20 protein-coding genes and 1 riboswitch are annotated in these 24,167 nt (G+C 52.4%); of the genes, 5 read left to right on the forward strand and 15 right to left on the reverse strand.

All coding sequences use genetic code 11. The annotated features are described in order from the left end of the window. Positions 1-37: 37 nt before the first annotated feature. Entirely contained in the window at positions 38-517 is a 480-nt protein-coding gene (locus F608_RS0117945; RefSeq protein WP_022667036.1) for a DUF2971 domain-containing protein, read from the reverse strand. 90 nt (positions 518-607) lie between these two features. On the opposite strand from F608_RS0117945, the gene F608_RS0117950 reads away from it, so the two are divergent. Next, entirely contained in the window at positions 608-2,107 is a 1,500-nt protein-coding gene (locus tag F608_RS0117950) for a hypothetical protein (RefSeq protein WP_022663626.1), read from the forward strand. 210 nt (positions 2,108-2,317) lie between these two features. On the opposite strand, the gene F608_RS0117955 is transcribed toward F608_RS0117950, so the two are convergent. From F608_RS0117955 to F608_RS35035, 4 genes are all read right to left on the reverse strand, one after another. Beyond that, entirely contained in the window at positions 2,318-3,112 is a 795-nt protein-coding gene (locus tag F608_RS0117955; protein WP_022667037.1) for a DUF2971 domain-containing protein, read from the reverse strand. Between the two features lie 634 nt (positions 3,113-3,746). Beyond that, a complete protein-coding gene (locus tag F608_RS0117960; RefSeq protein ID WP_022667038.1) occupies positions 3,747-5,021 on the reverse strand; it encodes a hypothetical protein in 1,275 nt (424 codons plus the stop codon). Beyond that, positions 4,966-6,099 carry an SPFH domain-containing protein gene (locus F608_RS0117965; RefSeq protein ID WP_022667039.1) on the reverse strand — a complete coding sequence of 378 codons (1,134 nt, stop codon included), beginning with the start codon at positions 6,097-6,099 and terminating at the stop codon, positions 4,966-4,968. Before F608_RS0117965 ends, F608_RS0117960 begins: the two co-directional genes overlap by 56 nt. 175 nt (positions 6,100-6,274) lie before the next feature. After that, positions 6,275-7,504, reverse strand: a complete 1,230-nt coding sequence (locus F608_RS35035) for a two-component system sensor histidine kinase NtrB (protein WP_022667040.1) — start codon at positions 7,502-7,504, stop codon at positions 6,275-6,277. Between the two features lie 566 nt (positions 7,505-8,070). On the opposite strand from F608_RS35035, the gene F608_RS0117975 reads away from it, so the two are divergent. Both F608_RS0117975 and F608_RS0117980 read left to right on the forward strand, forming a co-directional pair. Then, on the forward strand, positions 8,071-8,949 hold the full coding sequence (locus tag F608_RS0117975) for a glycine cleavage system protein H (RefSeq protein WP_161626870.1): 879 nt from the start codon (positions 8,071-8,073) through the stop codon (positions 8,947-8,949). 9 nt (positions 8,950-8,958) lie between these two features. Next, positions 8,959-9,876 carry a glycine cleavage system protein H gene (locus tag F608_RS0117980; protein WP_022667042.1) on the forward strand — a complete coding sequence of 306 codons (918 nt, stop codon included), beginning with the start codon at positions 8,959-8,961 and terminating at the stop codon, positions 9,874-9,876. 12 nt (positions 9,877-9,888) lie between these two features. Here the strand turns inward: F608_RS0117980 and F608_RS32495 are convergent, their stop codons facing one another. From F608_RS32495 to F608_RS35040, 3 genes are all read right to left on the reverse strand, one after another. Continuing rightward, positions 9,889-10,452: an archaemetzincin gene (locus tag F608_RS32495; RefSeq protein ID WP_022667043.1), complete on the reverse strand. Its 564-nt coding sequence runs from the start codon at positions 10,450-10,452 to the stop codon at positions 9,889-9,891. A gap of 3 nt (positions 10,453-10,455) precedes the next feature. Then, positions 10,456-11,808, reverse strand: coding sequence for a sigma-54-dependent transcriptional regulator (locus F608_RS0117990; RefSeq protein ID WP_022667044.1), 1,353 nt, complete (start codon positions 11,806-11,808; stop codon positions 10,456-10,458). 341 nt (positions 11,809-12,149) lie between these two features. Beyond that, positions 12,150-12,653 (reverse strand): PaaI family thioesterase, encoded by a 504-nt coding sequence (locus F608_RS35040; protein ID WP_022667046.1) that lies wholly within the window; start codon positions 12,651-12,653, stop codon positions 12,150-12,152. 176 nt (positions 12,654-12,829) lie between these two features. Between F608_RS35040 and F608_RS0118005 the strand changes: the two genes are divergently transcribed. Beyond that, positions 12,830-13,495 (forward strand): transglutaminase-like domain-containing protein, encoded by a 666-nt coding sequence (locus F608_RS0118005; protein WP_022667047.1) that lies wholly within the window; start codon positions 12,830-12,832, stop codon positions 13,493-13,495. Between the two features lie 14 nt (positions 13,496-13,509). On the opposite strand, the gene F608_RS32505 is transcribed toward F608_RS0118005, so the two are convergent. From F608_RS32505 to F608_RS0118040, 6 genes are all read right to left on the reverse strand, one after another. Continuing rightward, positions 13,510-14,265 carry an ABC transporter ATP-binding protein gene (locus F608_RS32505; RefSeq protein WP_022667048.1) on the reverse strand — a complete coding sequence of 252 codons (756 nt, stop codon included), beginning with the start codon at positions 14,263-14,265 and terminating at the stop codon, positions 13,510-13,512. Between the two features lie 19 nt (positions 14,266-14,284). Further along, a complete protein-coding gene (locus F608_RS0118015; RefSeq protein ID WP_022667049.1) occupies positions 14,285-15,955 on the reverse strand; it encodes an ABC transporter permease in 1,671 nt (556 codons plus the stop codon). Further along, on the reverse strand, positions 15,934-17,004 hold the full coding sequence (locus F608_RS0118020; protein ID WP_022667050.1) for a thiamine ABC transporter substrate-binding protein: 1,071 nt from the start codon (positions 17,002-17,004) through the stop codon (positions 15,934-15,936). The genes F608_RS0118015 and F608_RS0118020 overlap by 22 nt, the downstream gene beginning before the upstream one ends. Before the next feature lie 64 nt (positions 17,005-17,068). Further along, positions 17,069-17,176, reverse strand: a riboswitch (TPP riboswitch). Between the two features lie 72 nt (positions 17,177-17,248). After that, positions 17,249-18,313 carry a uroporphyrinogen decarboxylase/cobalamine-independent methonine synthase family protein gene (locus F608_RS0118025; RefSeq protein ID WP_022667051.1) on the reverse strand — a complete coding sequence of 355 codons (1,065 nt, stop codon included), beginning with the start codon at positions 18,311-18,313 and terminating at the stop codon, positions 17,249-17,251. Positions 18,314-18,400: 87 nt separating this feature from the next. Beyond that, complete coding sequence (locus F608_RS0118030; RefSeq protein WP_244154306.1) at positions 18,401-19,387, reverse strand: universal stress protein; 987 nt, start codon at positions 19,385-19,387, stop codon at positions 18,401-18,403. Between the two features lie 247 nt (positions 19,388-19,634). After that, positions 19,635-20,405: a DUF362 domain-containing protein gene (locus F608_RS0118040; protein ID WP_022667054.1), complete on the reverse strand. Its 771-nt coding sequence runs from the start codon at positions 20,403-20,405 to the stop codon at positions 19,635-19,637. Positions 20,406-20,893: 488 nt separating this feature from the next. On the opposite strand from F608_RS0118040, the gene F608_RS0118045 reads away from it, so the two are divergent. Continuing rightward, positions 20,894-21,787 carry a sugar phosphate isomerase/epimerase family protein gene (locus tag F608_RS0118045; RefSeq protein WP_022667055.1) on the forward strand — a complete coding sequence of 298 codons (894 nt, stop codon included), beginning with the start codon at positions 20,894-20,896 and terminating at the stop codon, positions 21,785-21,787. A gap of 254 nt (positions 21,788-22,041) precedes the next feature. Here the strand turns inward: F608_RS0118045 and F608_RS0118050 are convergent, their stop codons facing one another. Further along, complete coding sequence (locus F608_RS0118050) at positions 22,042-23,856, reverse strand: acyl-CoA dehydrogenase (protein ID WP_022667057.1); 1,815 nt, start codon at positions 23,854-23,856, stop codon at positions 22,042-22,044. Positions 23,857-24,167 lie beyond the last annotated feature (311 nt).

Consider the following 24,167-nt stretch of genomic DNA (forward strand, 5'->3'; position numbering starts at 1 on the left):
CGTCGACCTTAATACCCTTGTTGGCCAATATTTTTCATTAATACAACGGGTTGTTCCATTTTGCTCTTTCTTTGTCCCATCTATACGAATCTGTCTTTTGTGCCTCAAGAACAAACTTTTTATTATCCATTGTCATTAATACGACTTCAACATTCAGCTCATCTGCAATTTCTATGAGTGTATCGATATGATGTGCCTTCATTTTGCAACCCAAAAAAATTCTTTTAATGTAAGGAAAAGGCAATTTATTTTCAAAATACTTGCAGATATCGCCATCAATTATGATTCGCCATTCCTTTTCATAGTTCCATTTTGCAGATTTAACTATGAATGTTTTGTATAGCAACGCATCAATCTCACTGTCATGTACTAATTCATTGTTAGCATTGAGTTTTAATTTTTGTAATTTCGTTCTTGGGATATTCACCCGATTTGCTGTATAAATTACAGGGAATAAACCAGCTACAGTAATAAAGGGTGTTGAAATCGATGACGCAATTTTAACGTTATCCGACAAATTTTCAGTATGTTAGTAATTGAAAAAGCCTCTGTTTAGTTGTATCTTTCAAGCGCCTAAACAAAAAGGAAACAACACCACAGAGGCTTTATGCATACAAAAAATATCAGGCGAATCATCACAAAGCAATTGAAAAAGAGTTTTCCGAACTGGAAAAAGATGACAAGGAAGTCCAAAAAAGAGCTGACAAAGCAAATCATGATGGAAGTTTTGGATAATTATGATTATTCTCAAACCTTGGACATCCCCATCGAAGAACTCATAGGAGTTGAAGATCAGGCCCCCTCAGCAGAGATTCGTAGCCTTCCTGAGATGGCGTCCTACATTGAAAATTTTCATTCCGACAACCTGTTTCATTTTGACACCCTGAAAAAGCCATACCCTGAAATTGTAGACCCGGAATTGCAGTTTGTTGACCAACTTATAGACAACCAGATTATCAACAGCTTGATTGCGCCTGACGGATATTCCGCTGTGCACAGGGATATTCAACCCTACCAGTTATTTCGGATGGAGCTTTTAAAAATAATCAAATACCCTGAAATCAGTTACAGGAAATTTTGCAGCGATGAATATTTTGGCAGGGAACGAAAGCAAAACAGGCGTTTTGTGAGACTGCCTTTAAATACCAAACACCAGGCAGATCATACTGAATTGTGTCACTTCCGGCGTGGCCTGAATTTCAAACAATTGATGAATGTCCTGGTATATTTCCTCCATCATTTTTATAAATCAGGCTGTCTGGAGAGTGCCGTTATCCATGGTGTTGATTCCAGTGAACTGCCGTCTGAAATCAATTACCCCCTTTGCACAATTCAGGTCAAAGGCAAAAAAATACGAATGTATTCCGATCCGGACTGTGATTGTGGAAAACGCCGGAATAAAAGGGATAAATCGTATTACGTCATTGGCTACCGGCTTCACACCCTAACAGCCATCAACCCATCGACAGGCCATAGTTTTCCATTGGTATCCCTAATCGGGGCGGCAAATCATCATGACAGCCTGTTTTTAAAACCGTTGATCAAGCTTGCTCAAACATTGGGTATTGATATCAAATTGATAACCGCCGACCAGGCTTATCACGATAGTGATGGTTCGGTTCTCAACGAAACCGGTGTCTATGTCGTCACCCCTGCATCGGAGAAAGCCAAACTTCCTGACAACGTTTTGGAATCGCCATTAAGGGTTGCCTGTAATGATTCTTGTGAGATTCCAATGCAGTTTTTGGGATCGACACCGGAAGGCCACGAATTTGGATGTGATGCCGTTCCGGGTGAGTGTGCGTTTGAATCAAATTGTTCAAAATCAAGGATCGTTGATTTTGACAGCGGCTATTTTCAACCAATGCCGATTTTTCATAGCGGATCTCAAGACGCAATCGAGATCCGGAAAAACTGTGAAAGGCCCTTTAATCTGATGAAAAAAAGAGAAGGCCTCGAACAAACACGGGTAAGAAGCCAGCATGGTGTGATTGTCCGATCAACTCTGACGACTATCGTAACATTGTTGATTGAAATGGCCGGAACAAGGCATAAACCAATGAAAAAAGAAGATGGGCAAAAGGAGTTGTTTGCTGCCACAGGATGAATTGAACGTTCAATGCGGGATTTTTTCTGAGCCGATTGATCGGTCGCTATTGGTATATCTGAATACAACAAAGGCCGCCGTCTGAAATAGATTTTATGCGGTAAAAAACAAAACCAGATATTGCTACGGTAAAAGCCGGACAATCTGACATTGGAAAAAAGAATTACAAACGCGTGGGGCACCTATAACGAAACAGAAATTTGAACGGTTTCAACACCCTTTAATAAGCATTGTACGCTCTGACAAAAAAAGGTCCTGTTCCTCTGATGAATATTGATATTTCAAGGGGAGCATATTTTGTGGATTCAATGTTGACATATCATATTCAACACAAAATCCTTTGTGGTTGTCTGCATAATGCGACCACATCTGGATCATATGCTCAAAATCACGGGTGGTAGGAGGAAAATTGTTGTGATAAAGATCGGAAAAGCAAGCAACCCTTATATTTACATCCCGCAATTTATCAATTTTGGTTTTTACTTCGTTTTTATATTTGGTCGTCAGCTTATATAGCTCTCTTTCGAATTCTTCACTTTTTCTATCGGATATGCTGTGCATAACTGACCAATACTCTTCAATGTTACTTCTCCAGTTATAAACATATTCTGTGCTTGAATTATAAATCCTATCGTAGTCCTCTCTTGTGAAACCGTTTTTATGATCGGCCTTATTCGCAAATCCAGTTTTTTTGATGTGATTTAGAATTGAAAATTTCTCGTAACTTTCAACGTCATAACCCGTATGGCAATCGAACGGATCGTTAAAGGAGCTTGGGTGTGAACACCAAAGCCTCTGTTTTTTTATATCAATTATATTGTCTGAGGTTGGAGCATAAAATTTAAACAATGTTTTTGGAATATGGGGGTTTTTATCATTAAGTACCTCGGGATTATTGATTATGATTTTGGAATAGGTATCATGGTGTTTTGTCTTTTTAGCAAAAACACTGGTGATAAATGATTTTTGCCATTTCTTTTGTGACTTTCTATTCCAATAATTCATGTCAGATCTATTCTGTGGATTTTATGGCCAACAAGTAAATGTGCGGATCCGCATAACAATTATTACCCGACAGCTAACCGCATATCCTGAAAATTTGAATGATATCCAACCGATTAATATCCCGGAAGGATAAAATTCTGAAGGTCCTTAATTCGAGATAATCATTCATGGTCCGGAAAAGCAACCATAAAGTTTATTCATATCCGTTGAATAAATCTGTAAAGAATATGGATACCTGCGTGATTCTTCTCCGGCAGGCGTTCTGATGATTTTTGTACGACTTCACAACAGATCTTCAGTTGGCTTTTAAGAAAAATATAAACGTAAAAACAATGGAATGGGGTTGACGGATTAATTGCACGAGCCAGGAGGATAAGTCAGGGGCGGGCAAGGGGATGGCGCGGCGTTGATGGCCAGGCTCGTCAGGATAGAAAGAGACGGCCATCTCCGCTTCTCAAGCAGCCAGGACGGCTGCTTGGGATAAAGCAGAATCCCCTTGCCCCGCCTCTGCCGGGTAGTGTCTGGATCGTATTTTTTTTGAACAAAAGAGGTTTCAAGGTTCAAGGCGGTTTTTATCGGTGATTTCCCGAAAAAGAAAGTGGAAAAGAATGGCTTTCACGCTTTTCCGCAGTGTCTACAGATTCCCGGACAACGCCAGAACATTCCGGTTAATGGCCACATTCAATTCCGGGTGAAAGATCTCATGGTGACGGGACTCAAAGGGGAGGAAGACCAGGGATATTTCGGCCGGTTCAACATCGGTCAGGGGAAGAACCTCAAGGATATCCTTCAGGGGGCGGAACAGGGAGGCCATGGTGATCCGGACGGTCTGGACCGCCTCGGACGGGGGCAGGGTCACGGGCTGGTAGATGTTTTTGGGAAGGGTCTGTGAAAATGGGGGATCCGGCTGGGCTATGACCATCTGGGTGAGGAGGCGCAGGAAGATCTTGGGCTGGATCTTAAAGGCCGGGGACCAGAAGAAAAGGGGCTGGTTTTCCCATTCGGTGGTGATTGTTTTGGGAAGGTTTGCCTGGCGGGCCAGGTCGGCATAGGAGGACAAAATCATGGGGGAGATCCGGGCCCGGATCTTCCAGAAGGGGACCATGATGTCTCCTTCCTGGCCGGGCCGGGCAAAACGGGCCTTTATTCTGGACAATTGATTTCCCCGGGCCCGCCACAGGGAGTGGCAGTTCCGGCAGACCAGGGCCAGGGAGTCGGGCCGGCCTTCCAGATCCCAGCCGCAGCCGGGGCAGAGTCCCGGGATAAAATGGGTCTCGGCCCAGGGCCGGCATAGGTCCTGCTCCGAGGGGCGGAATTTTTGGGATTGGCCCAGGGGGCGGTTCAATACCCCGTCCATCAGTTCATTCTCCCGGGAATAAAAAGGGGAATAGATCAGGCTGAAGGTCTCCCCGATATCCTCCTTGAACACGGGGGCTTTGGCCCGGGAGCGGGGGGCCTTTTCCTTGAGGACCACCTCTGAAGGCAGGGGGCGGATAAAAGACCCCCGGGGTTCTCTGGAGATGAGTTTCAGGGTCAGGGCCTGGGACCTAAACCCCAGGGAAAAGGGGATTTCAGGGGGCATGTCTTCCAGGGCCAGGGCCGAGATATCCATGAACCTGGGCTTTACCCCGGTTTCATCCCAGGGATAGCGCACCCCTTTGAACCGCCAATAGGGCAGGTAGAAAAGATCGGCGTCCCGGGGAATATCCGGGGAGGGGGACAGATAATATCTGGGGAAGCCTTTCTGGGCGATGCAGGATCTGACCCGGCAGAATTCGCAGACAAAGAACCGGGTGTCCTCCCCCAGGGTGACCGGGGCCCCGCACTGGGGGCATTGATGCTCTACCGCGTAATTAATGCTTTTCCCCGCACTGGTTGCAGAACAGGGAGTCGGGTAGATTCTCGGCACCGCATTTTGAGCAGAATCGGGTCTTCGGCTTTTCCTCTACCGGCTTGCCGCATCTGGGGCAGAACCGGGTGGCCGGGGTGATATTTTTTCCGCAGCTCTGGCAGCGCTCAAAGACGACCTGCTGGTGGCCGCACTGGGGGCAGAATTTTGCGTCCGGCGGGATCGAATTTTTACATTCCGGGCAGGAGGCGGTCGTCTGGGGAGCCTGCTGGGCCTGGGGATTCATCTGCTGGGCAAAGATCCCGGGGAGCATCATGCCCATGCCCATTCCCATGCCGGCCTGGGCCCCGTTCCCGGCAATGCCGTCGGGATTCTCCGCGATTTTTTCCATGGCCATGGCCGTCTTCATCTGCATGAGTTTGTTCATATCGTCGAACAGGCCCATTCGGCTCTTGTCGTCAATGGCCTTCTGCACCTCCGGGGGCGGGGTGATGGCATTGATGTAGAGCTGGGTCAGGCTTAGGCCGAACCGGGAGAAATCCTCCTGGATCTTCTGGGTCAGCCCCTCGGCCAGTTCATCGTATTGGGAGGGCAGGTCAAAGATGGTGGAGATCTTTTCCCCGATAAAGTCGTTGAACCGGGAAACCACCACCCGGTTCAGGTATTCCCCCACCTCTTCGGTGGTATAGATCCCCTGGGTTCCGGCCAGGCGGTTGATGAACAGGACCGGCTGGACGATCCTCATGTTAAAGATGCCGAAAGCCCGAAGTCTGACCAGGCCCAGTTCGCTGTCCTTGAAGGCCACGGGATCCCGGGTTCCCCAGGTCATATTGGTAAAGGTCTTGAGATTGGTGAAATAGACCTCGGCCCGCAAGGGGCTTTTCAGGGCCCAGGGCAGGCTGGCGATCTTGGTCAGGACGGGAATATTGCCGGTCTTCAGGGTATGGCGGCCCGGGCCAAAGGCCCCCACGGCCTTGCCCTTGTAAAAGAATACTGCGGCCTGGCTTTCCCGGACAATGAGCTGGGCCCCGAACTTGATCTCACCTGAGCCCTTTTCCGGGAGGCGGTGGATCAGTTCCTGCCCGGTTTCATCAAACCATTCCAGGAGTTCAAGAAAAATCAGATTGTCAGTTCCCATGGGCGGCTCCTTTGAATTTCGGGGATTATAATGAATTTTTTTATTCTATAGATCCCGGATGCCCGTGTCAAATCCAAAACCGGTTGATGTCCCGGAACAGTAAGGGGTTGCAGTGGGGCCATTCCCTTTCCGGGTCCGGAACGGGTGTTCTCCTGAAAAGGATAAGAACAGGGGATCAGGATTCCGGGTCCGGATGGGGGAGGGGCTCCCAGGGCCGAAGGTTGGTGGCCGGTCCTTTATCCAGGTCCTGTTTCAGGGTAATGGAAAAAGAGGTTCCTTTTCCGGCTTTAGAATCCACGTAAAGACTGCCCCCGTGCTCCTTGATAATTCCGTATACCACGGCCAGTCCGAGGCCCACACCCTTGCCCTTTTTTTTGGTGGTGAAAAAGGGCTCGAAAATTTTGGGAATGGCCTCTTCCGGGATTCCGGTCCCGGTGTCCTCCACCACCAGGGCCACGGCCCTTTCCTTTCTCCTGGCAAAGGTTTTAAGGGTCAGGATCCGTTTTTCGCTTTTGGACATGCTTTCCACGGCATTGGAGATCAGATTCATGCAGACCTGCTTGATCTGGTCTCCGGAACCTGAAACCAGGGGCAGGTTGTGTTCCAGGTCTTCCATGATCCTGATCCGGTGGATCTTCAGCAGGTTGGAATTGAGGATCAGCACCTGGTCAATGAGGTCGTTGAGATCGAATTTCACCACCTCGATCTTGGACTGGCGGGAAAATACCAGGAGGTTGCTTACGATTCTGGAGATCCGCCGGGTCTCGGTTTCCATGAGATCCAGGTATTGGCGGAACAGATCCAGTTCCTTTTCATCCACCTGGTCCTCCCGTAAAATCCTTTTGCTGAGCACGGCCAGATTGAGGATTCCGGCCACGGGATTGTTGATCTCATGGACCACGGATGAGGCCAGCTTCCCCAGGGAGGCCATCTTGTCCTGATGGAGCATCTTTTCATGGGTCTCCTTGAGCTGACGGGTCCTTTCCTCCACCATTTTCAGCAGCCTGGACTGGACATCTTTTTCATCGGCCATCCGCTTGGTAATATCCCGGCTGATCTCAATGAACTTGGAAATCTTTCCCTTTTTCTCCCAGATGGGGAAAATGGTCAGTTCCGTATATCTCGGCCGGCCGTCGGACCCCAGCCGGGTCAGTTCGACCTGGCAGTGACGCCGGGTTTTGATCACCTTTTCCAGGGGGCATTTTTCATGGCAGTTGCTGCTTTTTCGGGTCACCTCCTGGAACACATCGTAGCATTTCCGGCCGATCACCTCTTTTCTGTCAAAACTCATATGTTTTAAAAAGGCGTCATTGACCACCTGGATCTCCCGATCCGGGGATATGATAAGGATAAAATCCCGGATACCATTTAAAATGGTATCCATTTCCACTTTGGGTACGGTCACGGCATCACCTTTGGCAGGTTCGGGCTGGGAAAGGAAGCTTCTATTTTTACGTTACCACAGATCCCGGTCCGGTGTCTAAGAAAACCTGGTGGCCCTGGTCCACCATACAGAACCATCTTCTTCGTTGCTCTGACTCGCTCCTCTCTGCGGAGCATGACCGATACACCTCATTCCTCGGCGCCTTGAACCTGGCGCCTTGCGGGTGGCCAGGGAGGGAAAACAAAAACTCTTAAATTTCGAAGCCCTGTAAAAGTTGACAAAGGATTTGGGATGGGGAAATTCCAGACGGGGTGTGGGAAAATACCACATTGGGGCTGTTTCCGGCGATGCCGGGGCTTTTCTCCGTTTCCAGCCGGAAGGGTTCCTATCAGGCTGTTGAAAAAAACCACAGTCCGGGCAGGAGCCCTGGAATCCCGCCTTCCCCTTTGACCGGGGAAAAAGGGCAGGATTCCCGTCAGCAAAGGCGTCCAGGACCTTTCCGGCGAATAAAGATATGGGTGGTATCTTTTTTGCTCTTTATCAAATGCAGGACCATTCGATTCAACCAAGTCCATAAGGAGGCGATCATGGAAACCCGCACCACAGCTAACCGGACCAAGGCAAAGACTCCCTGTATCTGGATGGGGGCAGGGGTGGTAAAAAAGAAAACCTGCAATCATTTCAATGACTGTCATACCTGTAGATTTGATGCAGGCATGAAAAAGGGCGCGGCCACAGGCAGGCATATGACCTGGCAGGAGGCCATGCGCAGGCTGGATTCAAAAGAAAGAACCTGCCGCCATGCCCTCACCGGCAGAACCGGCCCCAGGATCTGTCCCATGAATTACAATTGCAAAAGGTGTGATTTTGATCAGCTCTTTGAAGACACCCTTTGCCCTGCCGCGGCTACAGAGAATCTTCATACCAGGGAGGTCAAGGGGTTCAACCTGCCTTCAGACCATTACTTCCACACCGGACATGCCTGGGCCCGCATCGAGCAGGGGGGCTTTATCCGGGTGGGCATGGATGATTTTTCCCTGAAGGTTCTGGGCAGTCCCGACCACCTGGAACTGCCCCTCATGGGACAGGAACTCAACCAGGGCCGGTCCGGCTGGGGAATGAGACGAAGGGATAAGGAGGCCGACGTCCTCTCCCCCATCAACGGAGTCATCACCCGGGTCAATCCCCATCCCATGAAATCCCCGGAGCAGATGGGGGAGGCCCCCTATTCCCAGGGGTGGCTGTTCACGGTCCATCACCCGGATCCCAAGGCAGCGGTAAAACCCCTGATGGACGATGAAAAAAGTCCTGCCTGGCTGGGGAATGAGGTCAGCGGTTTGGAAGAGATGATCCAGGATGTGGCAGGACCTTTAAGCGCAGACGGCGGTACCCTGATTCCGGATGTCTACGGCAGTCTGCCCGGTCTCGGCTGGGAAGCCCTGGTCAGCCGGTTCCTGGGTACCTAGGAGGATCCCATGGAACTTCACAATTCAAAGCCCTCTTTTGCCTGTCTCTGGATGCAGGCCGGGGTGGTGGCCAATAAACCCTGTTTTAAGGATTTCCATTGTATCGACTGCCGGTTCAACCAGGCCATGACCCGGGTCTGCCGGGAAAATCAGGAAGCCCGGGAAAAGCATCTGCCTGGGAAGAGAAAGGCTTCCCGGTTTGTATTCTGGCAGGACAGGCTCAGGCAGATGCCCCTGTCTCGCCGGCCCTGCATCCACCATATGAAGGGGCGGATCGATTTTAAGGCCTGTCCCCGATCCTACCATTGCATTGACTGCGAGTTTGATCAGTTTTTCCAGGACCGGTTCAAGGTTTTTGCCCGAGTGGAAGAGGTGGGATTCAAAAAGGTCAATGGGTTTGAACTGCCGTCGGGCTATTATCTCTCCCCCGGCCATACATGGATCAAGCTGGAGGGGGGAGGTGTGGTGAGTCTGGGAATTGACGATTTCGCAGCCAGACTTCTGGGAACCTTTGACTCCCTTTCCGCCCCCCTGATGGGAAAGACGCTTTCCCGGGGAAAGGCGGCCTTTACCCTGGGCAGGGATCGCCATCGCGTCACCTTTGACTCCCCGGTTTCCGGGGTGGTGACCGAGGTCAATCCCCAGGTCCTGAAAAATCCCTCGGCCATTGCCGGGTCCCCCTATATCGAGGGTTGGATCCTCACCCTTTTCTGCCCGGATTTAAAAAAGGATCTCAAAAGCATGATGTTCATGGACACGGCCAAAAAGTTCATGGCGGACGTTGCCGGGACCCTTCACCATTTTATGGAAGAACGGACAGGGCTCAAGGCGGCAGACGGGGGGGAGCTGGTCCCGGACATCTTCGGCAGTCTGCCGGATGTCACCTGGGAGGAGCTGATTGCCTTGTTTTTGTCGTCCAGAGAGTGATGGCGGCCCCAGCTAGGTTAATCCGTCCGGATCCTGTCCCAGGGCCTGGATTTCGTCCTCCATCAGGATCCGGCAGTACCGGCAGAATTTCTCGGATTTATTATCCACATCCTCCAGTTTCCGGCAATAGTGCATGATGCAGCGGGCATCCTCGCAATGGCGCAGGTTAAAGCAATGGCCCAGTTCATGGATGGCCTCCTTGAGTATCCTGCCGGCTCCGGCATCCCTGCCCCCCATGTCCGGCCCGGATATCAGCCGGGAAATGGAGACAATGCATGCCCGGCCCCCGAGCTGGGCCTCTCCGTATACATGGGTGAGGATGGGAATGAACAGGTCCTCCCGGGTGATGCCCAGGATTTTGAGGCCGTCATCCGGGCATCTTTGTGCCAGGACCTTTAATACCTCTGTGGAATGGAACTGGTTCCTTTCAGGGTCATGGGCAAATCCAAGGTCCTCCATCAGAGGAACCACCCGGGTGGGGAATCCGAATACATCCGGGAGACCGGCCGCCAGGGTCTGGTTCACCCAGGGAAAGATATCTCCGATGGGGGAGAGAATCAGGGCAGGAGCGGTCATGGATCAGGTCCTGTCCGGCTGGGCCAGGCCGTAACGCTTGATCTTATTGTACAGGGTTGACCGGTCAATCCCAAGGATCAGGGCGGCCTTGGAGATATTCCAGCCGGTCCGGTCCAGGGTGGCGGCAATGTGATTCTTTTCCACGTCCGAGAGGGAGAAATACCGCTTCTTGAGTTCGTCCTCCAGGGAGGGACCGATGGGAAGGTCATAGGGGGTGATGGTCCGGGTTTTACAGACCACCACGGCCCGCTCAACGGCATTGGAGAGCTCCCTGACATTCCCCGGCCATTCATGGAGCATGAGTTCGTCCATGGCATCCCTGGAAATCCGCTCCACCCCCTGGTTTATCTCCTGGGTGAATTTTTTGAGGAAATGGGCGGCCAGCAGCGGGATGTCTTCTTTCCGGTCCCTCAGAGGAGGTATGTCCAGGGTGATGACGTTGAGGCGGTAATAGAGATCTTCCCGGAAGGTCCGGTCCCGGACGGCCCGGGCCAGGTCCGCATGGGTGGCCGCGATCACCCTGAAATCCGCGGAAATGGGCTGGGTGCCGCCCACCTTGTAGAAAATTTTATCCTCAAGGACCTGGAGAAGGTCGATCTGCATGCGCATGGAAATCTCACCGATTTCATCCAGGAAAAGGGTGCCGCCGCGGGCAAGCTCCAGCCGTCCCTTCCGGGTTTCCCTGGCATCGGTAAAGGCCCCTTTTCTGTGGCCGAACAATTCGCTTTCCATGATATGGGGGGGGATGGAGCCGCAGTTGACGGCCACAAAGGGACCGTCCTTGAGCCTGGAATTGGAATGGATGGCCTTGGCGGCAAGGCCCTTGCCCGATCCTGTTTCCCCGGTGATGAGGACCGTGGCCCTGGAATCCCCGATATCCCGGATCAGGGTGAAAACCTCCTGCATGGGCCGGGACTGGCCGATCATGCTTTCAAACCGGGACTGTTCTTCAAAGGTGTCCCTTAAATAGGCATTTTCCTTTTTCCTGGCCCGGTGGTCCACAAGTTTCTTGATGAGCACCCCGAGTTCATCCGGGTCAAAGGGCTTGAGAAGATAGTCATAGGCATGGGATTTCATGGCCTGGACCGCCGAGGGCACTGAACCAAAGGCCGTGATCATGATCACATCAATATCGGGATATTCCTCTTTGACGTGGGCCAGCACTTCCATGCCCGACATCCCGTCCATCTTGATATCCAGAAGGATGATATCAAAACTGCCTGTTTTAAGGGCCTGGACAGCCTCCTCCCCGCTTTCAAGGGTTTTTACGTCATATCCGTCCCGCTGAAGCCATCCGGCAAGGGATTCCCGGATCACCAGCTCGTCGTCCACCACCAGAATCCTCGGGGGTTCCATATCGCCCTCCTCATGGTCTAAGCGGTTGAGGCCCGACGGATTTTCACCCGCCTTTCCCGGCGGTTGCGCCGCCTCGGGGTCTGGTCCGCCCCGGGAACCAGGGCCGGGGCAGGGCATTTTTCAATCCTTGGGGTCAATGTCCGGAATCTTTCCTTCCGGTCTTTTTCAAATTCCTCAATGGACAGGGGGGAGCGAGACAGATCAGGTTGTCGGTTCCCAGAACGGTTTTTTTGAATTTCGAGAATAATGAATGCCCCTATTCTATAGATCCTGGATTCCGGTGTCAAATCCAAAACCGGCTGCCGGGAAGGGCATGGCCGTCAGGGGATTATCTTTCGCCTTTAATCGGTTTCAAATGAGGCGCTCATCTCATCGATGAGTTCATCGGGCATGATCTTGAATTTACGGAAGTCTTCGGGTGTGAACAGGGCGAATTCTCCCCGGGCCCGGGTGCAGATTTCCCCGTTTTTGTCCAGGATTTCCGCTCCCACAACGGCGTTCCGTTCGTCGACCCTCTCCTTGATAAAGCCCCTGGCCATGATTTCCCGGTCGATGAAGACCGGTTTCAGAAAGGTAAGGCTCAGGCTCTTGGTTAAAATGAACCGGCGGGTCAGGTAGATGGCGGACCAGGACATGATCTCATCACAGATGGTGGACAGGATTCCGCCGTGGACCAGGTTGCTCCACCCCCTCATGTGGCAGGGGACGGTGATCGAGGAGCGCAGGTTTTCCCCGTTGGTTTCAAAACGCATATGAAGTCCGTGGGGATTGTCCCTGCCGCAGGCAAAGCAGTCCGTGTCCACGCGTTCGATTCTTTTATATTCTTTGGTTCCCTGGTTTTCCAATTTGTCCTTCTCCCATGGTCATCCCCTTTAAACGGGGCGGTTATGCTTTTTTAGAAAAGATAATATATCAAAGAATTTCATGGAAAGCACATAAAATAATTGATAATTGAGGGTGGATAATTGACAATGTCTGTAAGCGGGTTTGCTGATAATTTTGAGTGGAAAAGAGACAGAAAATGGATAAATACTTGAGTGACACCTATTTTATAGATAAAGACCATCCCCGGATAAAAGCCTTTTCAGACAGGCTGTGCAAGGGCGGGAAAACCGATATTGACCGTGCCGTCAGTCTCTACTACGGGGTCAGGGATGAAATCCGGTACAACCCCTACGCCATTGATCCGGAAAAGAGCAGTATGCAGGCCAGCCGGATACTGGAACAGGGGGAGGGGTATTGCGTGGCCAAGGCGGTTCTGCTGGCGGCCTGTCTCAGGAGCCAGGCCATCCCGGCCCGGCTGGGATTCGCCGATGTGAGAAACCATCTGGTCACGGGACGCCTCAAGGAGATGATGGAGACGGACCTTTTTATATGGCACGGGTATACGGATATTCATCTGAACGGGAAATGGGTCAAGGCCACGCCGGCATTCAATTTGAGTCTGTGTGAGGCGTTCCAGGTCAAACCCCTGGAGTTTGACGGAACCGGTGATTCCGTTTTTCATCCCCTTGACGCCCTGGGAAACCGGCACATGGAATATGTCCGGGACCACGGGACCTTTGCCGATCTTCCCTGGCAGCGGATTATCAGCGACTTATTGGAGGCCTATCCCGGTTATTTTAGGTCCCTTGGACGGGAAACCGGGGATTTCAGGGCCGAGGCCGTGGCGGAAAATTCCGGATAGGCTCCCGGGCAGGGTCAGGATCTCCCAGGATTGCCCGAATCCGTGCCGATCCCGGGACTGCCGATAAATGACCTGACAAATTCGTTGGCAGGCCTGCGAATAAGGTCTTCCGGGGTGCCGGACTGTTCGATCCGGCCCTGGTTGAGGATCATGATTCTTTGGCCTGCGGCAAAGGCCTCCTCATGGTCATGGGTGACAAAGATCGTGGTGATGTTGAGTGAAGACAGGATCCGCACCAATTGTGCCAGGAGCTTTTTTCTCAATACCCGGTCCAGGGAGCTTAAGGGCTCGTCCAGCATGACCAGTTCCGGCCGGGGAGCCAGGGTCCGGGCCAGGGCCACCCTCTGGCGCTCTCCCCCGGAAAGTTCCAGGGGATTCCGGTTCCCGAACCCGGTCAGGTTGACCAGGTCCAGCATCTCATCCACCCGGCTCCGGACCCGGTGCCGGTTCCATCCTTTCATCTTCAGGCCGAATCCGATGTTGTCGAACACGTTCAGATGGGGGAACAGGGCGAATTCCTGGAACATCATGCCGAAATTCCTCTTGTGGGGCGGGCTAAGGTCCATGGAGCGTCCGTTGAAGCGGATGGTGCCGAAATTCTGTTTTTCCAGTCCTGAAATGATCCGAAGTAAAGTGGTCTTTCCCGAGCCCGAAGGTCCCAGGATGGAAAGCTTGTCCCCCCGGGTCAGGCTGAAGCTGATATCAAAGAGCGCAATTTCCCCCTGGTCCGTGGTCTTGTGAATCTGATCTAAGACGAGTTCTTCCTTCATTAAAGGTCCTTTCTTCGGGTTAAAAGTCTTCCCGGGTATTTTTTCTGAGGCGGTCGATGAAAATAAATCCAAGGGCCGTGACCCCCATGAGGAGACTTGACATGGCCATGGCCTGGCCGTAGTTCATGGCGCCGGGCTGCCCCAGGAACCGGTATATGGCCACGGGGATGGTCGGAGTCCCGGGCCGGGCTGTGAAGATGGTGGCCCCGAATTCCCCCAGGCTCATGGTAAAGGAAAAAATAGCGCCGGCTGCCAGGCTCCTCGATATCAGGGGCAGGTCGATTTCCCTTAGAATTCTCAGGGGGGATGCCCCCAGCAGGGATGCGGCGTCATGGAGATTTTCCGGGACAGATCTCAAGGCCGGCACCACGGCCCTGAGAACAAAGGGAAAGCCAACAAGGGCATGGGCAATGGGAACCAGGAAGATGGAAGTCCTCAGGTTCAGGGGCGGTTTGTCCAGGGTGATCACGATGCCGAATCCCAGGGTAACGGCGGAGGTGGACAGGGGCAGCATGAAAATCGGATCCATGAACGAGGCCCATTTCCCTTTGAGGTTCCGGTCGCAGTACCGGATGAACAGGGCGGCGCAGATCCCGGTAAGGACGGCGATGATCAGGGCTGTACAGGCGAAGATCAGGGAGAATTTCACCGCATGGACCGGCGGGATATAAAAGACCGAGTCAGACAGGTTCTCAAAGAGGGCCCGGTAAAAGATGATAGAGAACTTTCCCTTGTAAACCAGGGACTCTTTGACCAGGGCCAGGAGGGGCAGGGCACAGAGGCCTAAAACAAAAGACCAGACAGAGGCGACGGCAAGTTTTTCCCAGGGTTTTCGGGCTGTTCTCAGGCGGGCCGGGTTCGGTTCCGGGGAAAACTGGGCTGCTTTTCGGGTCAAAGAGGTATAGGCGCGCATGAGTCCGAAGGTGAACAAAATCTGAACCAGGGAGAGAAGAGATGCTGCAGGCAGGTTGAAGAGATGGGCGGCCTGCCGGTAAATCTCCGCCTCTATGGTGGAATAGGACGGGCCTCCCAGGATGAGGATAATACCGAAGCTTGAAAAGCAGAAGATAAAGACCAGGGTGCAGGCGGCCAGGATCGCCGGTTTTAAAAGGGGCAGGGTGACATGGATAAAGACCTGCCGGGGGGAGGCGCCCAGAACCCCGGCCGCCTCCTTGATCCGGGTTTCCAGGCAGGTCCAGAATCCTGAAATGATCCTGAGCATGACTGAAAAATTGTAAAAGAGATGGGCCAGGAAGATAAGGACCAGGGGATGGTTGATCCGGAGTCCGAAAATAAGGCTCTGATTTCCCAGCAGGGCCTGGAAAGCAGCCGCCACCACAATGGCGGGAAGCACAAAGGGGATGGAGGCGATGGTGGTCAGAAATCGTTTGCCCCTGAAAGAGTACGTGGCCAGGACAAAGGCACAGGGAAAGGCGAAGATCAGGGTTAAGAGGGTGGAGACCCCGGCCTGCCAGAAGGTGAACCAGATGATTCTCATGGTCCTGGGAGAAGAGAATACCCGGTCCAGGGTCGTAAGCCAGGGGGTGGGATCGGAAAAAAAGCTTTTCCAGAAGATGCCGGACAGGGGATAGAAATAGAAGACCAGGAAAAAACCGGCCGGAACCAGTCCGGCCAGTGCATAGGGATGAACCCGGATTTTACCGGGATTTAAAGCATGTTTTCCGTCCATTCCCTAATCCAGTTGTCCCGGTTTTCGTCAATCTGTCCGGGGTCCAGTCGGGCAGGCTCCCGGGTTATCTTTGCATGTTCCCGGAATACCGTGGGCAGACCGGCCTTGGTATTGGCCGGGAAAACAAACATCTGCAAGGGGATGTCTTCCTGGAACCTGGGGGAAAGGAGGAAATCCATGACCTTTTTCGCCGATTCCGGTCTGGAGGTTCCTTTTAAGATCCCGGCAAATTCAATCTGCCGGAAGGCGGACCCGTTTTCCGTCATCACCCCTGTGGGGGCTTTTTCCGGCTTGGTCTCTGCATAGAACACCTCTGCCGCCGGGCTTGAGGCGTAGCTCACCACCAGGGGGCGGTTCCCCTGGGATGCCGCGGTAAACTTCCCCCAGTATGCCTCTTTCCATCCGTTGGTGATGAGCAGATCATTGGCCTTGAGCTTTTTCCAATAATCAATATACCCGTCCGGCCCGAACCGGCTGATGGTGGCCAGTAAAAAGGCCAGGCCCGGGGAGGAGGTGGCCGGATTTTCCACCACCAGGAGTCCTTTATACTTGGGGTCGGTCAGATCTTCCAGCATGGCGGGAATGGGCTTGCCTGCCTGTTCAAACCATTGGAGGTCAAAATTGACGCACACATCCCCGTAATCCACGGGGATGAGCCGGTTTTGGGGATCCAGTTTCAGGGAATCCTCCACATCGGCAAGATGGGCCGGCGCATGGGAAAGGAAGATATCCTCGTCCAGGGCCCGGCTTAAAAAGGTGTTGTCCACACCGTAGAAGATATCGGCCAGGGGATTGTTTTTTGTGAGAACGGCTTTGTTCAGGGCCTCCCCGGCGTCCCCGGATTTGAGAATGGTCAGTTTGACCCTGCATTCTTCTTCCAGGGCGACTGCCACTTCTTTGCTGATGCTGAAACTGTCATGGGTCATGATCGTGATGGCTGGCAGGTCCGGCGCTGAAGCCTGTGCCGGTTTGTCCTCCTGTTCCGAACAGGCGGAAACGAGCATGAATCCAAGGCAGGCCACAGACAGTATAAATCTGAAAACTTTCATTTTTCCTCCAAAAAAAAACCATTCTGCAGATAATCAGGGAAATCAAGGCCTGATTAAAAGAGAATGGTCGCAGAATTGAATTCCCTCCGCCGGCATTAACCGGATCAGGTCATGAACGGTCGGATTTTGCAATCCCTCTCAGCATGTTGACCATGCTCCCGCACAAATCTTTATCCTGTGGGAAAATAGAACGAATCCGCCGAACAGTCAAGGATAAACCCTTATTGAGCGATCCGATCCGGGATTATTCGCTGCGGATAATTTTGGATACCTCCCGGGTCAAAAAAAGGACTTTTTTGGCAGATTCCAGATCCAGGGATCCGGTCCCGCAGCTGGGCGTGATAAAGATCTGTTCCAGGACCTTGTCCCGGGAAATTCCCAGATCCGTGACCTGCCGGATCTGGCCTTCCAGCTTTTTTACCAGTCCTTCAACGGTCTGGGCGGCAATCTCTTCTGCATTGGCCGTGGGAACGATGCCCCAGGCCAGGATTCCTCCCTTTTCCAGAAAGGCCCTGACCCGGTCCGGATAAAGGATGAACCGGTCAAAATAGGAAAAGGCGTCAAAGGAGATGATATCGATATTGGCCGACAACAGCATATCCCACTCGGTATTGGCGCAGACATGAACCCCTGCCAGTCCGTCTTCGGCGTGGATTTCCCGGGCGATTTCCTCCAGACTCTCCTTCACGTCCTTCTGGGTGATGGTGATATAGGCGGATGTCCCGAATCCGGCCAGGGCCGGTTCATCCATGAAGATGATGGGAACCTCTGTCCTTTTTTTAAATTCCCGGGCCTGCCACCGGGCATTTAAGGCCAGCTTTTTCAGGGCGGCATCCCTGAGCTGGTCATTGTAGAAGATGTCCCTGTTGTTTTCATCCTTGACCGAGGTGGCAAAGGTGATGGGGCCTGTGACCTGGCCCTTGAGTGCCGGGTATCCTCCTTTACGCTCATCCACCTGGCGTAAAAATTCGAAAAATCCCTTTCCGGTTTCCGTGTCAAATGCAAACCTGGATTCTTTGAGATCCGCTCCCGGATCCGACAGGGTCAGATATTCTTCAAAAAAGGCCAGAAATTCTGGGTCAAATTCCTCTTTCTGGGTATCCAGAAAGAGTTTGTCTTCCTGCCGGGCCAGCCCGGGAAGGCCCGGCAGAAACTGATCGATCATGCCTTCCTGCCGGTACATGGGGAGCTGAACCCAGAGGGGAATTTCAGGGGTGTGTTCAAATACCAGGTCCGTGGCCTCTTTGTGATTGTCCATGGGAAGGCTGCCGATGAGCAGGGGGAGTGAGTTGGCCTTGAATTGCTTCATGAATGCGCCTCATATAAATATATATTGATATGTTGATCATTTAGGGGCGAAGCATACCATGTTTCCAGCCAAAAGAAAAATCTTTTTTCAGGACGCCTGGCGGACGGCCAGCACCGGACACCGGCCCCGGCTGATGACCCGGTCCGTTGTAGAGCCCACGAGAAATCTTTCCAAAAGGCCGTGTCCCCGGATCCCCAGGACAATGATGTCCGCCTTTTCCTGCTCGGCAAAGCGGATCAGTTCCGAATAGGGTTCCCCGTCCAAAACAGTGGTGATCGGGGTACACCAGGCCCGGCAGTCTTCCGGGACCATCTGGTCCATCTGCCGTTCAACCCGGCTCACCAGTCCGTTTCTGACCTGATCCTCGTAGGAACGGCTCTCCTTTTGCAGGTCAAGATAGTCGGCAGGGGTCCATCCCAGGTAATCCCCTTCCTGGATTTTGATATAGTCTGCGCTTGAGAACTGAACCCGCTCCGAAGGCCGGATCACGTGGGTAAGAAACAGCTCGGCCTGGAATTCCTGGGCAAGGCTCAGGCCGTAGTCAAAGGCCAGCTTTGAATCCGGGGAAAAATCACATCCCACAAGGATCCGTTTCATGCTGATCTCCCGGCCTTCCGGGAAAAAGGGGCGACCCGCATCGGAGTGGAGAACCAGAAGGGGGACGGGCAGGATTTTTACCAGGCGGTCTGTCACCGATCCCACGAGGAAGCGTTTGATCCCGGATCCGCCGTGGGTGGCGGCAATTACAAAATCGATTTCGTTCTCCACGGCAGTTTCGCTGATCATCTCTGCCGGATGCCCGGCCGCCAGGATGATTTCACAGGGCATGTCAAGCTTTCCGGCCAGGGCCTTGAGACGGGCGGCCGCCTCTTCCCGTCTCTCCTCTTCAATTTTGCTCGAGGCAATATATGCCTGGCCGGCACTCGATACAAGGACCATATTGGATACCACATGGCAGAGGGAAAGTCCGGCGTCAAACTTTCGGGCCATGGCCTGGCCATAGGCCAGAACCTGTTGGGAAAATTCTGAAAAATCAATGGCGCACATGATATTTTTGGGTTCTACTCTCATCATTTACCTCCTTTGGTTTTTTAAAAAATTCATGTTTTTAAAAATACCTGTTCAGAGAAATATGATTTATAAAATCCGGGAAGAGAAATTTCAGGACAAAAGCCGCAGGAAAAAAAGAAGGACAGGTTCCGGGCAGGGGCAGTCAGGGGAAAGAAAGTGTATACGCATTGTCGCGCAAGCTGTCTGAATTGTAATATTCAGAGGATGTCCGGGTCAAGGGAAAATATTCTCCCCGGCGGCGAACCCGGATTCAGGCCGGTAAAATATGGGGAATCCTCTGGGGATCCAGACCGAGAAGCCGGGCACCGGCCCGGTCAATTTCAAAGGGATCCATCCCGGCCATGAGCCGGTTCAGGGGAGGGCTGCACTCGGGGCCGCCAAGGTGATACTGGCACAGCCCCACACTGGCGTCCATCAGGGTCAGGTCCGGGACAAGAAAACGGTTCAGCTCCCGGATGGACTGATGCATCCTGGCATGGAAAAAGGCTTTTTTCCAGAATCCGCCCCCGGAATAATGTTGAGGCGGGGCAAATCCCATCATATTCTTCAGGGTGCCGGTCATGACGGCCAGGGAATGGGCCTTGAGCACGGGCAGGGAGATCACGTAGCTTTCAAAGGCAATTTCAGGGAGATAGATCTCGGGAAATATCTCATTTTCCCTGTTCTCCAGCCGGACCAGGGGGGCATGGTTCAGGTCCATGAGTTCCACATCCAGCTCCCGGGCCAGGCGGTCATATCCCAGGGTGGCGAATACTTCCGGTGTTTCCATTACATCATCTCCGCACCCCTCCCCGATGATCAGCCTCGCCCGGGTATGTCTGCGGACGTACTCAATGACGGCCCGGCAGAGTTCAGGGGAAGTGGTCACCGGAAAAGGACTTGCGTTGACCAGGTTGGGTTTGAGAAGAAGGGTTTTCTGCTTCTGGAGTCCTTTTCCTGCCCGGATGCGGTCCAGGAGTTCAGGCACGCTTTCAGCATAGCTTTTAAACTCAATTTCCATTATATTGACGGTTTTCAGCATCTTCAATTTTCCTGTAATAAGCCTAAAGCCAAAAGGCCTAACTCAAAAGTCGGCCCCGGGGATTCTGCCCTTTCTTAAGATTCATACCAGTAAATTCCATGGGGAGTCAATCAGGGACCGGCTGAAAATGAAATGTCAAAAAATTTTAACCAGGTTCGAATTTTACACTTAAAAATAAAAATTTCTTTATGGATCCGGGGGTTCAGGTTTCAGGCCGGCCACTGTTGCAATCCCCTGCCAACAGACCCTCCGGCTTTCGGCTTTCGCCTTTTGGCTTTTCCTGGCACAATGGTTGCTGTTACGATGAAGATAAATGTAAAGGGTATCTCTAATCATTAGGATTTTGGTTTGAGTTCAAGGCGCATTAAAATTTTAACCAGAGGAATATACTTAATATTTCGAGGATTAAAATTTTCATGCAACGAAGAAATCCGGCCAAAAGGCAATTATTAGAGGTGGCCTAAAATCAAATCCTGGGGAGAATAACCATGACCAAAAAAATGAAACTGGGACTTCACACCTATACCCTGCACCTATGGGGCCTGGGTCAGAACTGGGGCATCCGGGCCGATCCCCGTCCAAAAGAGATTGATCTGTTCCGGCTCATGGATCTGGCGGTTGAATGGGGCCTGGACGGGCTTCACATCACCGGGTGCGATCTGGAGACCAAGGACGATGCCCGCCTGGAGCAGGTCAGGAAAGCGGCCAAGAATCATAACCTCTATCTGGAGTACAACTTTTCCCGGGATGAAGAATTCGATCCCAGGCTCACGGATAAGCTGGCCGACGGGATCGGCATCGCAGAAAAAATCGGGGCGGCCCTGGCCAAGCTCAGCCTGGATATCCGGCGGCCCCGGCCCCTTTACGGATCCTGTTTCCACCCCGAAGTCATGCGTCAGCTCTGCGATGCATACGATGAAATCCTGGAGGTTCTCCCCCTGCTGGAAAAAACCGGCATCCAACTGGCCGTGGAAAACCATACGGAAACATTTGCAGAGGAAGTCCTCTGGCTCGTTAAAAGGATCAGCCATCCCCTGGTGGGGACCTGCGTGGATACAGTCAACTCCATGGGCGTGCTTGAGAATCCAGAGACAGCCGTGGAAAAACTGGCCCCCTTTGCCTTTTGCAATCATTTCTGTGATCATAAACTGACCCGGGACCAGTTCGGCATCCGGTTCCACGGCGTGGCCCTGGGCGACGGGGATATTGACTGCCGAAAGGTGTACAAGACCATCCGGGAACTTTCCCCCGCCGACCGCATCACCTTTGAGATCGAATGGGATATGGGGGAAGACAGCCTGGAGCAGGCCCGGGAAAAGGAGATGGATGCCTGCATCCGGTCCATCCGGTATGCCCGGGAGGTTTTGAAGATAGGAGAATAAAATAGCGAGAACAGCTATATCAGCTGGAACAGCGAGAGCAGCGTGGGAAAGCGTTACGATTGCAGGAGGTTCTGAGTTAAGCGGAGTCAAGTTCGAGTCATGGGATGCTTTATCCCATTCCATAATCATTAAACAAAGCCCCTGGCTGCCATAATCCGTTTATAGGAGCCAGGGGCTTATATTTGTTCTGGACAGTTTCTACGGAAAACAGCCAAAGCAGTTCTCGCCGCTCTCGCTGTTCCAGCTGTTCTCGCTTAACTCGGAAACATATCGTCCTCTATTTCCACCGTAACCGAACTGGTATTCATGAGTGCGTTAAACCGGCCCAGGGTAACGGGCAGCTGGGTCTCCACCCAGAACTGCAGGGATTTGATCACGCCCCGGTAAAAGGATTTGTCCTTTTTCTTGGCTTTTTCCAGCTTGGTGGCGGCAGTGACGGCCCGCCACAGCAGGAGCCATGCCATGACCGCGTCACCTGTGGCATCCTGGAAGGGATGGGCATTGGCAAATGCGGAAAGGACCTTTTCGGACATGGCGGTCTGTCCCATGTGAACGGCCACCTCAGCCAGTTTGTTGACTGCTTCTTCCACTTTGGCGGCAAATCCTTTGAGTTCTTCAATCTGTTTGGCTTCGCCCAGGGTCTTCTGCATTTCGCCGAAGAGGTCCATGATGGGCTTGCCCTTGTTCAGACCGAGTTTCCGGCCCAGAAGATCCATGGCCTGGATCCCGTTGGTGCCTTCATAGATCAGGGTGATCCGGCAGTCCCGGAGGAGCTGGGCCATGGGATATTCTTCAATGAAACCGTATCCGCCGTAAACCTGCATGCCCTGGGAACAGACCTCAAAGGCCCTGTCCGTGACATAGCCCTTGGCAATGGGGGTCAACACCTCCACAAATCCCTGAAATCTGTCTTTTTCTTCCTGGGAGGGGGCGATTCTGGCCATGTCTGCGCAGAACTGGACATAGTAGAGCAGGGTTCTCATGCCTTCCACATAGGTCTTCATCATCATGAGCTGACGCCGGACATCTGGATGGCGCATGATGGATACGGATTTGGCCTCCGGGTTCATCATCTCCAGCAGGTCCTTGCCCTGAATCCGGTTCCGGGCATAGTCCAGGGCGTACATGTAAGCCGTGGTGGCGCAGGCAAATCCCTGGAATCCCACCAGACGGCGGGCTTCGTTCATCATCAGGAACATGGCCTTCATGCCCTTGTTCTCTTCACCCAGGAGGGTGCCGATGCAATTGCCCTTGGAGCCCAGGGCCAGGGAGCAGGTGGAGTTGCCGTGGATGCCCATTTTATGTTCAAGTCCGGTGCAGATGACGTCGTTGAATTCTCCCAGGGTTCCGTCTTCATTGACCCGGTATTTGGGAACGAGGAACAGGGAAATCCCCCGGGTACCTTCCGGTGCGCCCTCGATCCTGGCCAGGACCGGATGGATGATGTTCTCTGCCAGATCGTGGTCGCCGCCGGATATGAAGATCTTTTCGCCGGTGATGGAGTAAGTTCCGTCTCCCTTGGGAACGGCCTTGGTGGTAAGTGCCCCCACATCGGACCCGGCCCCGGGTTCGGTGAGGAGCATGGTTCCGGTCCACTTGCCGGTGAACATATTTTTCAGGTAGGTTTCCTTCTGCTCTTTTGTCCCGAAGTTTTCCACCAGATGGCCGGCGCCCTGGGTGAGTCCGCCGTACATCATAAAGGGGTAGTTGGCCCCGTTAAAATATTCGGCAGCGGCCGAGGCCACGGTCCGGGGCATGCCCTGGCCCCCCCATTCCGGATCTTCCGTGGGCGCAAGCCATTCCCCCTCGTTGTAGAGTTCAAAGAGGCGTTTAAAGGAGTCCGGAGTGGTCACCACCCCGTCTTTGAGGGTACATCCCTGTTCATCTCCGTCTTTGCTGGCCGGCAGCAGTTCTTTGACTGCAAAGTTTCTGGCCTCTGAAATGATCAGGTCTATGGTTTTTTTATTGAAATCGGAAAAGTCCTCATGGATATTTGCAAGTTCTTCCGCCCTGAGCATTTCATGCATTACAAACTCAATGTCCCGCCTGTCGGAAATTACCTGTGCCATTTTAAAACCTCCTGAAAAATTTGGGTTTGCTATGGGTGTTTACATCCTGGATAGTGAATTTTCCTTCATCTGATTGATCCATGAATACACTGGAGTTCTTCATGGGGATCCTCTTGATTCCATATAACTTTTATACAATAAAAATAAAAGTTTAAATTTGTATCACCCACCTGTGAGTCCTGGTTCCTCCGGCAATAACCCTGTTTATTAAAAATGAATGATCATTCATCTCATGTAATTTCCCATTAGTCAATGGTTTTTTTAGGAATTCTTTTGAAAAAACCGGATCATTCTGATAGGGATTCAGGACC

It is taken from the genome of Desulfospira joergensenii DSM 10085 (assembly GCF_000420085.1).
Classification (GTDB): domain Bacteria; phylum Desulfobacterota; class Desulfobacteria; order Desulfobacterales; family Desulfobacteraceae; genus Desulfospira; species Desulfospira joergensenii.

Excerpts from the sequence above, each read along its gene's own strand:
- F608_RS0117950 (WP_022663626.1), top strand. The coding sequence starts at position 608 with ATGCATACAAAAAATATCAGGCGAATCATCACAAAGCAATTGAAAAAG.
- F608_RS0117955 (WP_022667037.1), bottom strand. The coding sequence starts at position 3,112 with ATGAATTATTGGAATAGAAAGTCACAAAAGAAATGGCAAAAATCATTT.
- F608_RS0117965 (WP_022667039.1), bottom strand. The coding sequence starts at position 6,099 with ATGGGAACTGACAATCTGATTTTTCTTGAACTCCTGGAATGGTTTGAT.
- F608_RS0117975 (WP_161626870.1), top strand. The coding sequence starts at position 8,071 with ATGGAAACCCGCACCACAGCTAACCGGACCAAGGCAAAGACTCCCTGT.
- F608_RS0117980 (WP_022667042.1), top strand. The coding sequence starts at position 8,959 with ATGGAACTTCACAATTCAAAGCCCTCTTTTGCCTGTCTCTGGATGCAG.
- F608_RS32495 (WP_022667043.1), bottom strand. The coding sequence starts at position 10,452 with ATGACCGCTCCTGCCCTGATTCTCTCCCCCATCGGAGATATCTTTCCC.
- F608_RS0117990 (WP_022667044.1), bottom strand. The coding sequence starts at position 11,808 with ATGGAACCCCCGAGGATTCTGGTGGTGGACGACGAGCTGGTGATCCGG.
- F608_RS0118005 (WP_022667047.1), top strand. The coding sequence starts at position 12,830 with ATGGATAAATACTTGAGTGACACCTATTTTATAGATAAAGACCATCCC.
- F608_RS32505 (WP_022667048.1), bottom strand. The coding sequence starts at position 14,265 with ATGAAGGAAGAACTCGTCTTAGATCAGATTCACAAGACCACGGACCAG.
- F608_RS0118015 (WP_022667049.1), bottom strand. The coding sequence starts at position 15,955 with ATGGACGGAAAACATGCTTTAAATCCCGGTAAAATCCGGGTTCATCCC.
- F608_RS0118020 (WP_022667050.1), bottom strand. The coding sequence starts at position 17,004 with ATGAAAGTTTTCAGATTTATACTGTCTGTGGCCTGCCTTGGATTCATG.
- F608_RS0118025 (WP_022667051.1), bottom strand. The coding sequence starts at position 18,313 with ATGAAGCAATTCAAGGCCAACTCACTCCCCCTGCTCATCGGCAGCCTT.
- F608_RS0118030 (WP_244154306.1), bottom strand. The coding sequence starts at position 19,387 with ATGATGAGAGTAGAACCCAAAAATATCATGTGCGCCATTGATTTTTCA.
- F608_RS0118040 (WP_022667054.1), bottom strand. The coding sequence starts at position 20,405 with ATGCTGAAAACCGTCAATATAATGGAAATTGAGTTTAAAAGCTATGCT.
- F608_RS0118045 (WP_022667055.1), top strand. The coding sequence starts at position 20,894 with ATGACCAAAAAAATGAAACTGGGACTTCACACCTATACCCTGCACCTA.
- F608_RS0118050 (WP_022667057.1), bottom strand. The coding sequence starts at position 23,856 with ATGGCACAGGTAATTTCCGACAGGCGGGACATTGAGTTTGTAATGCAT.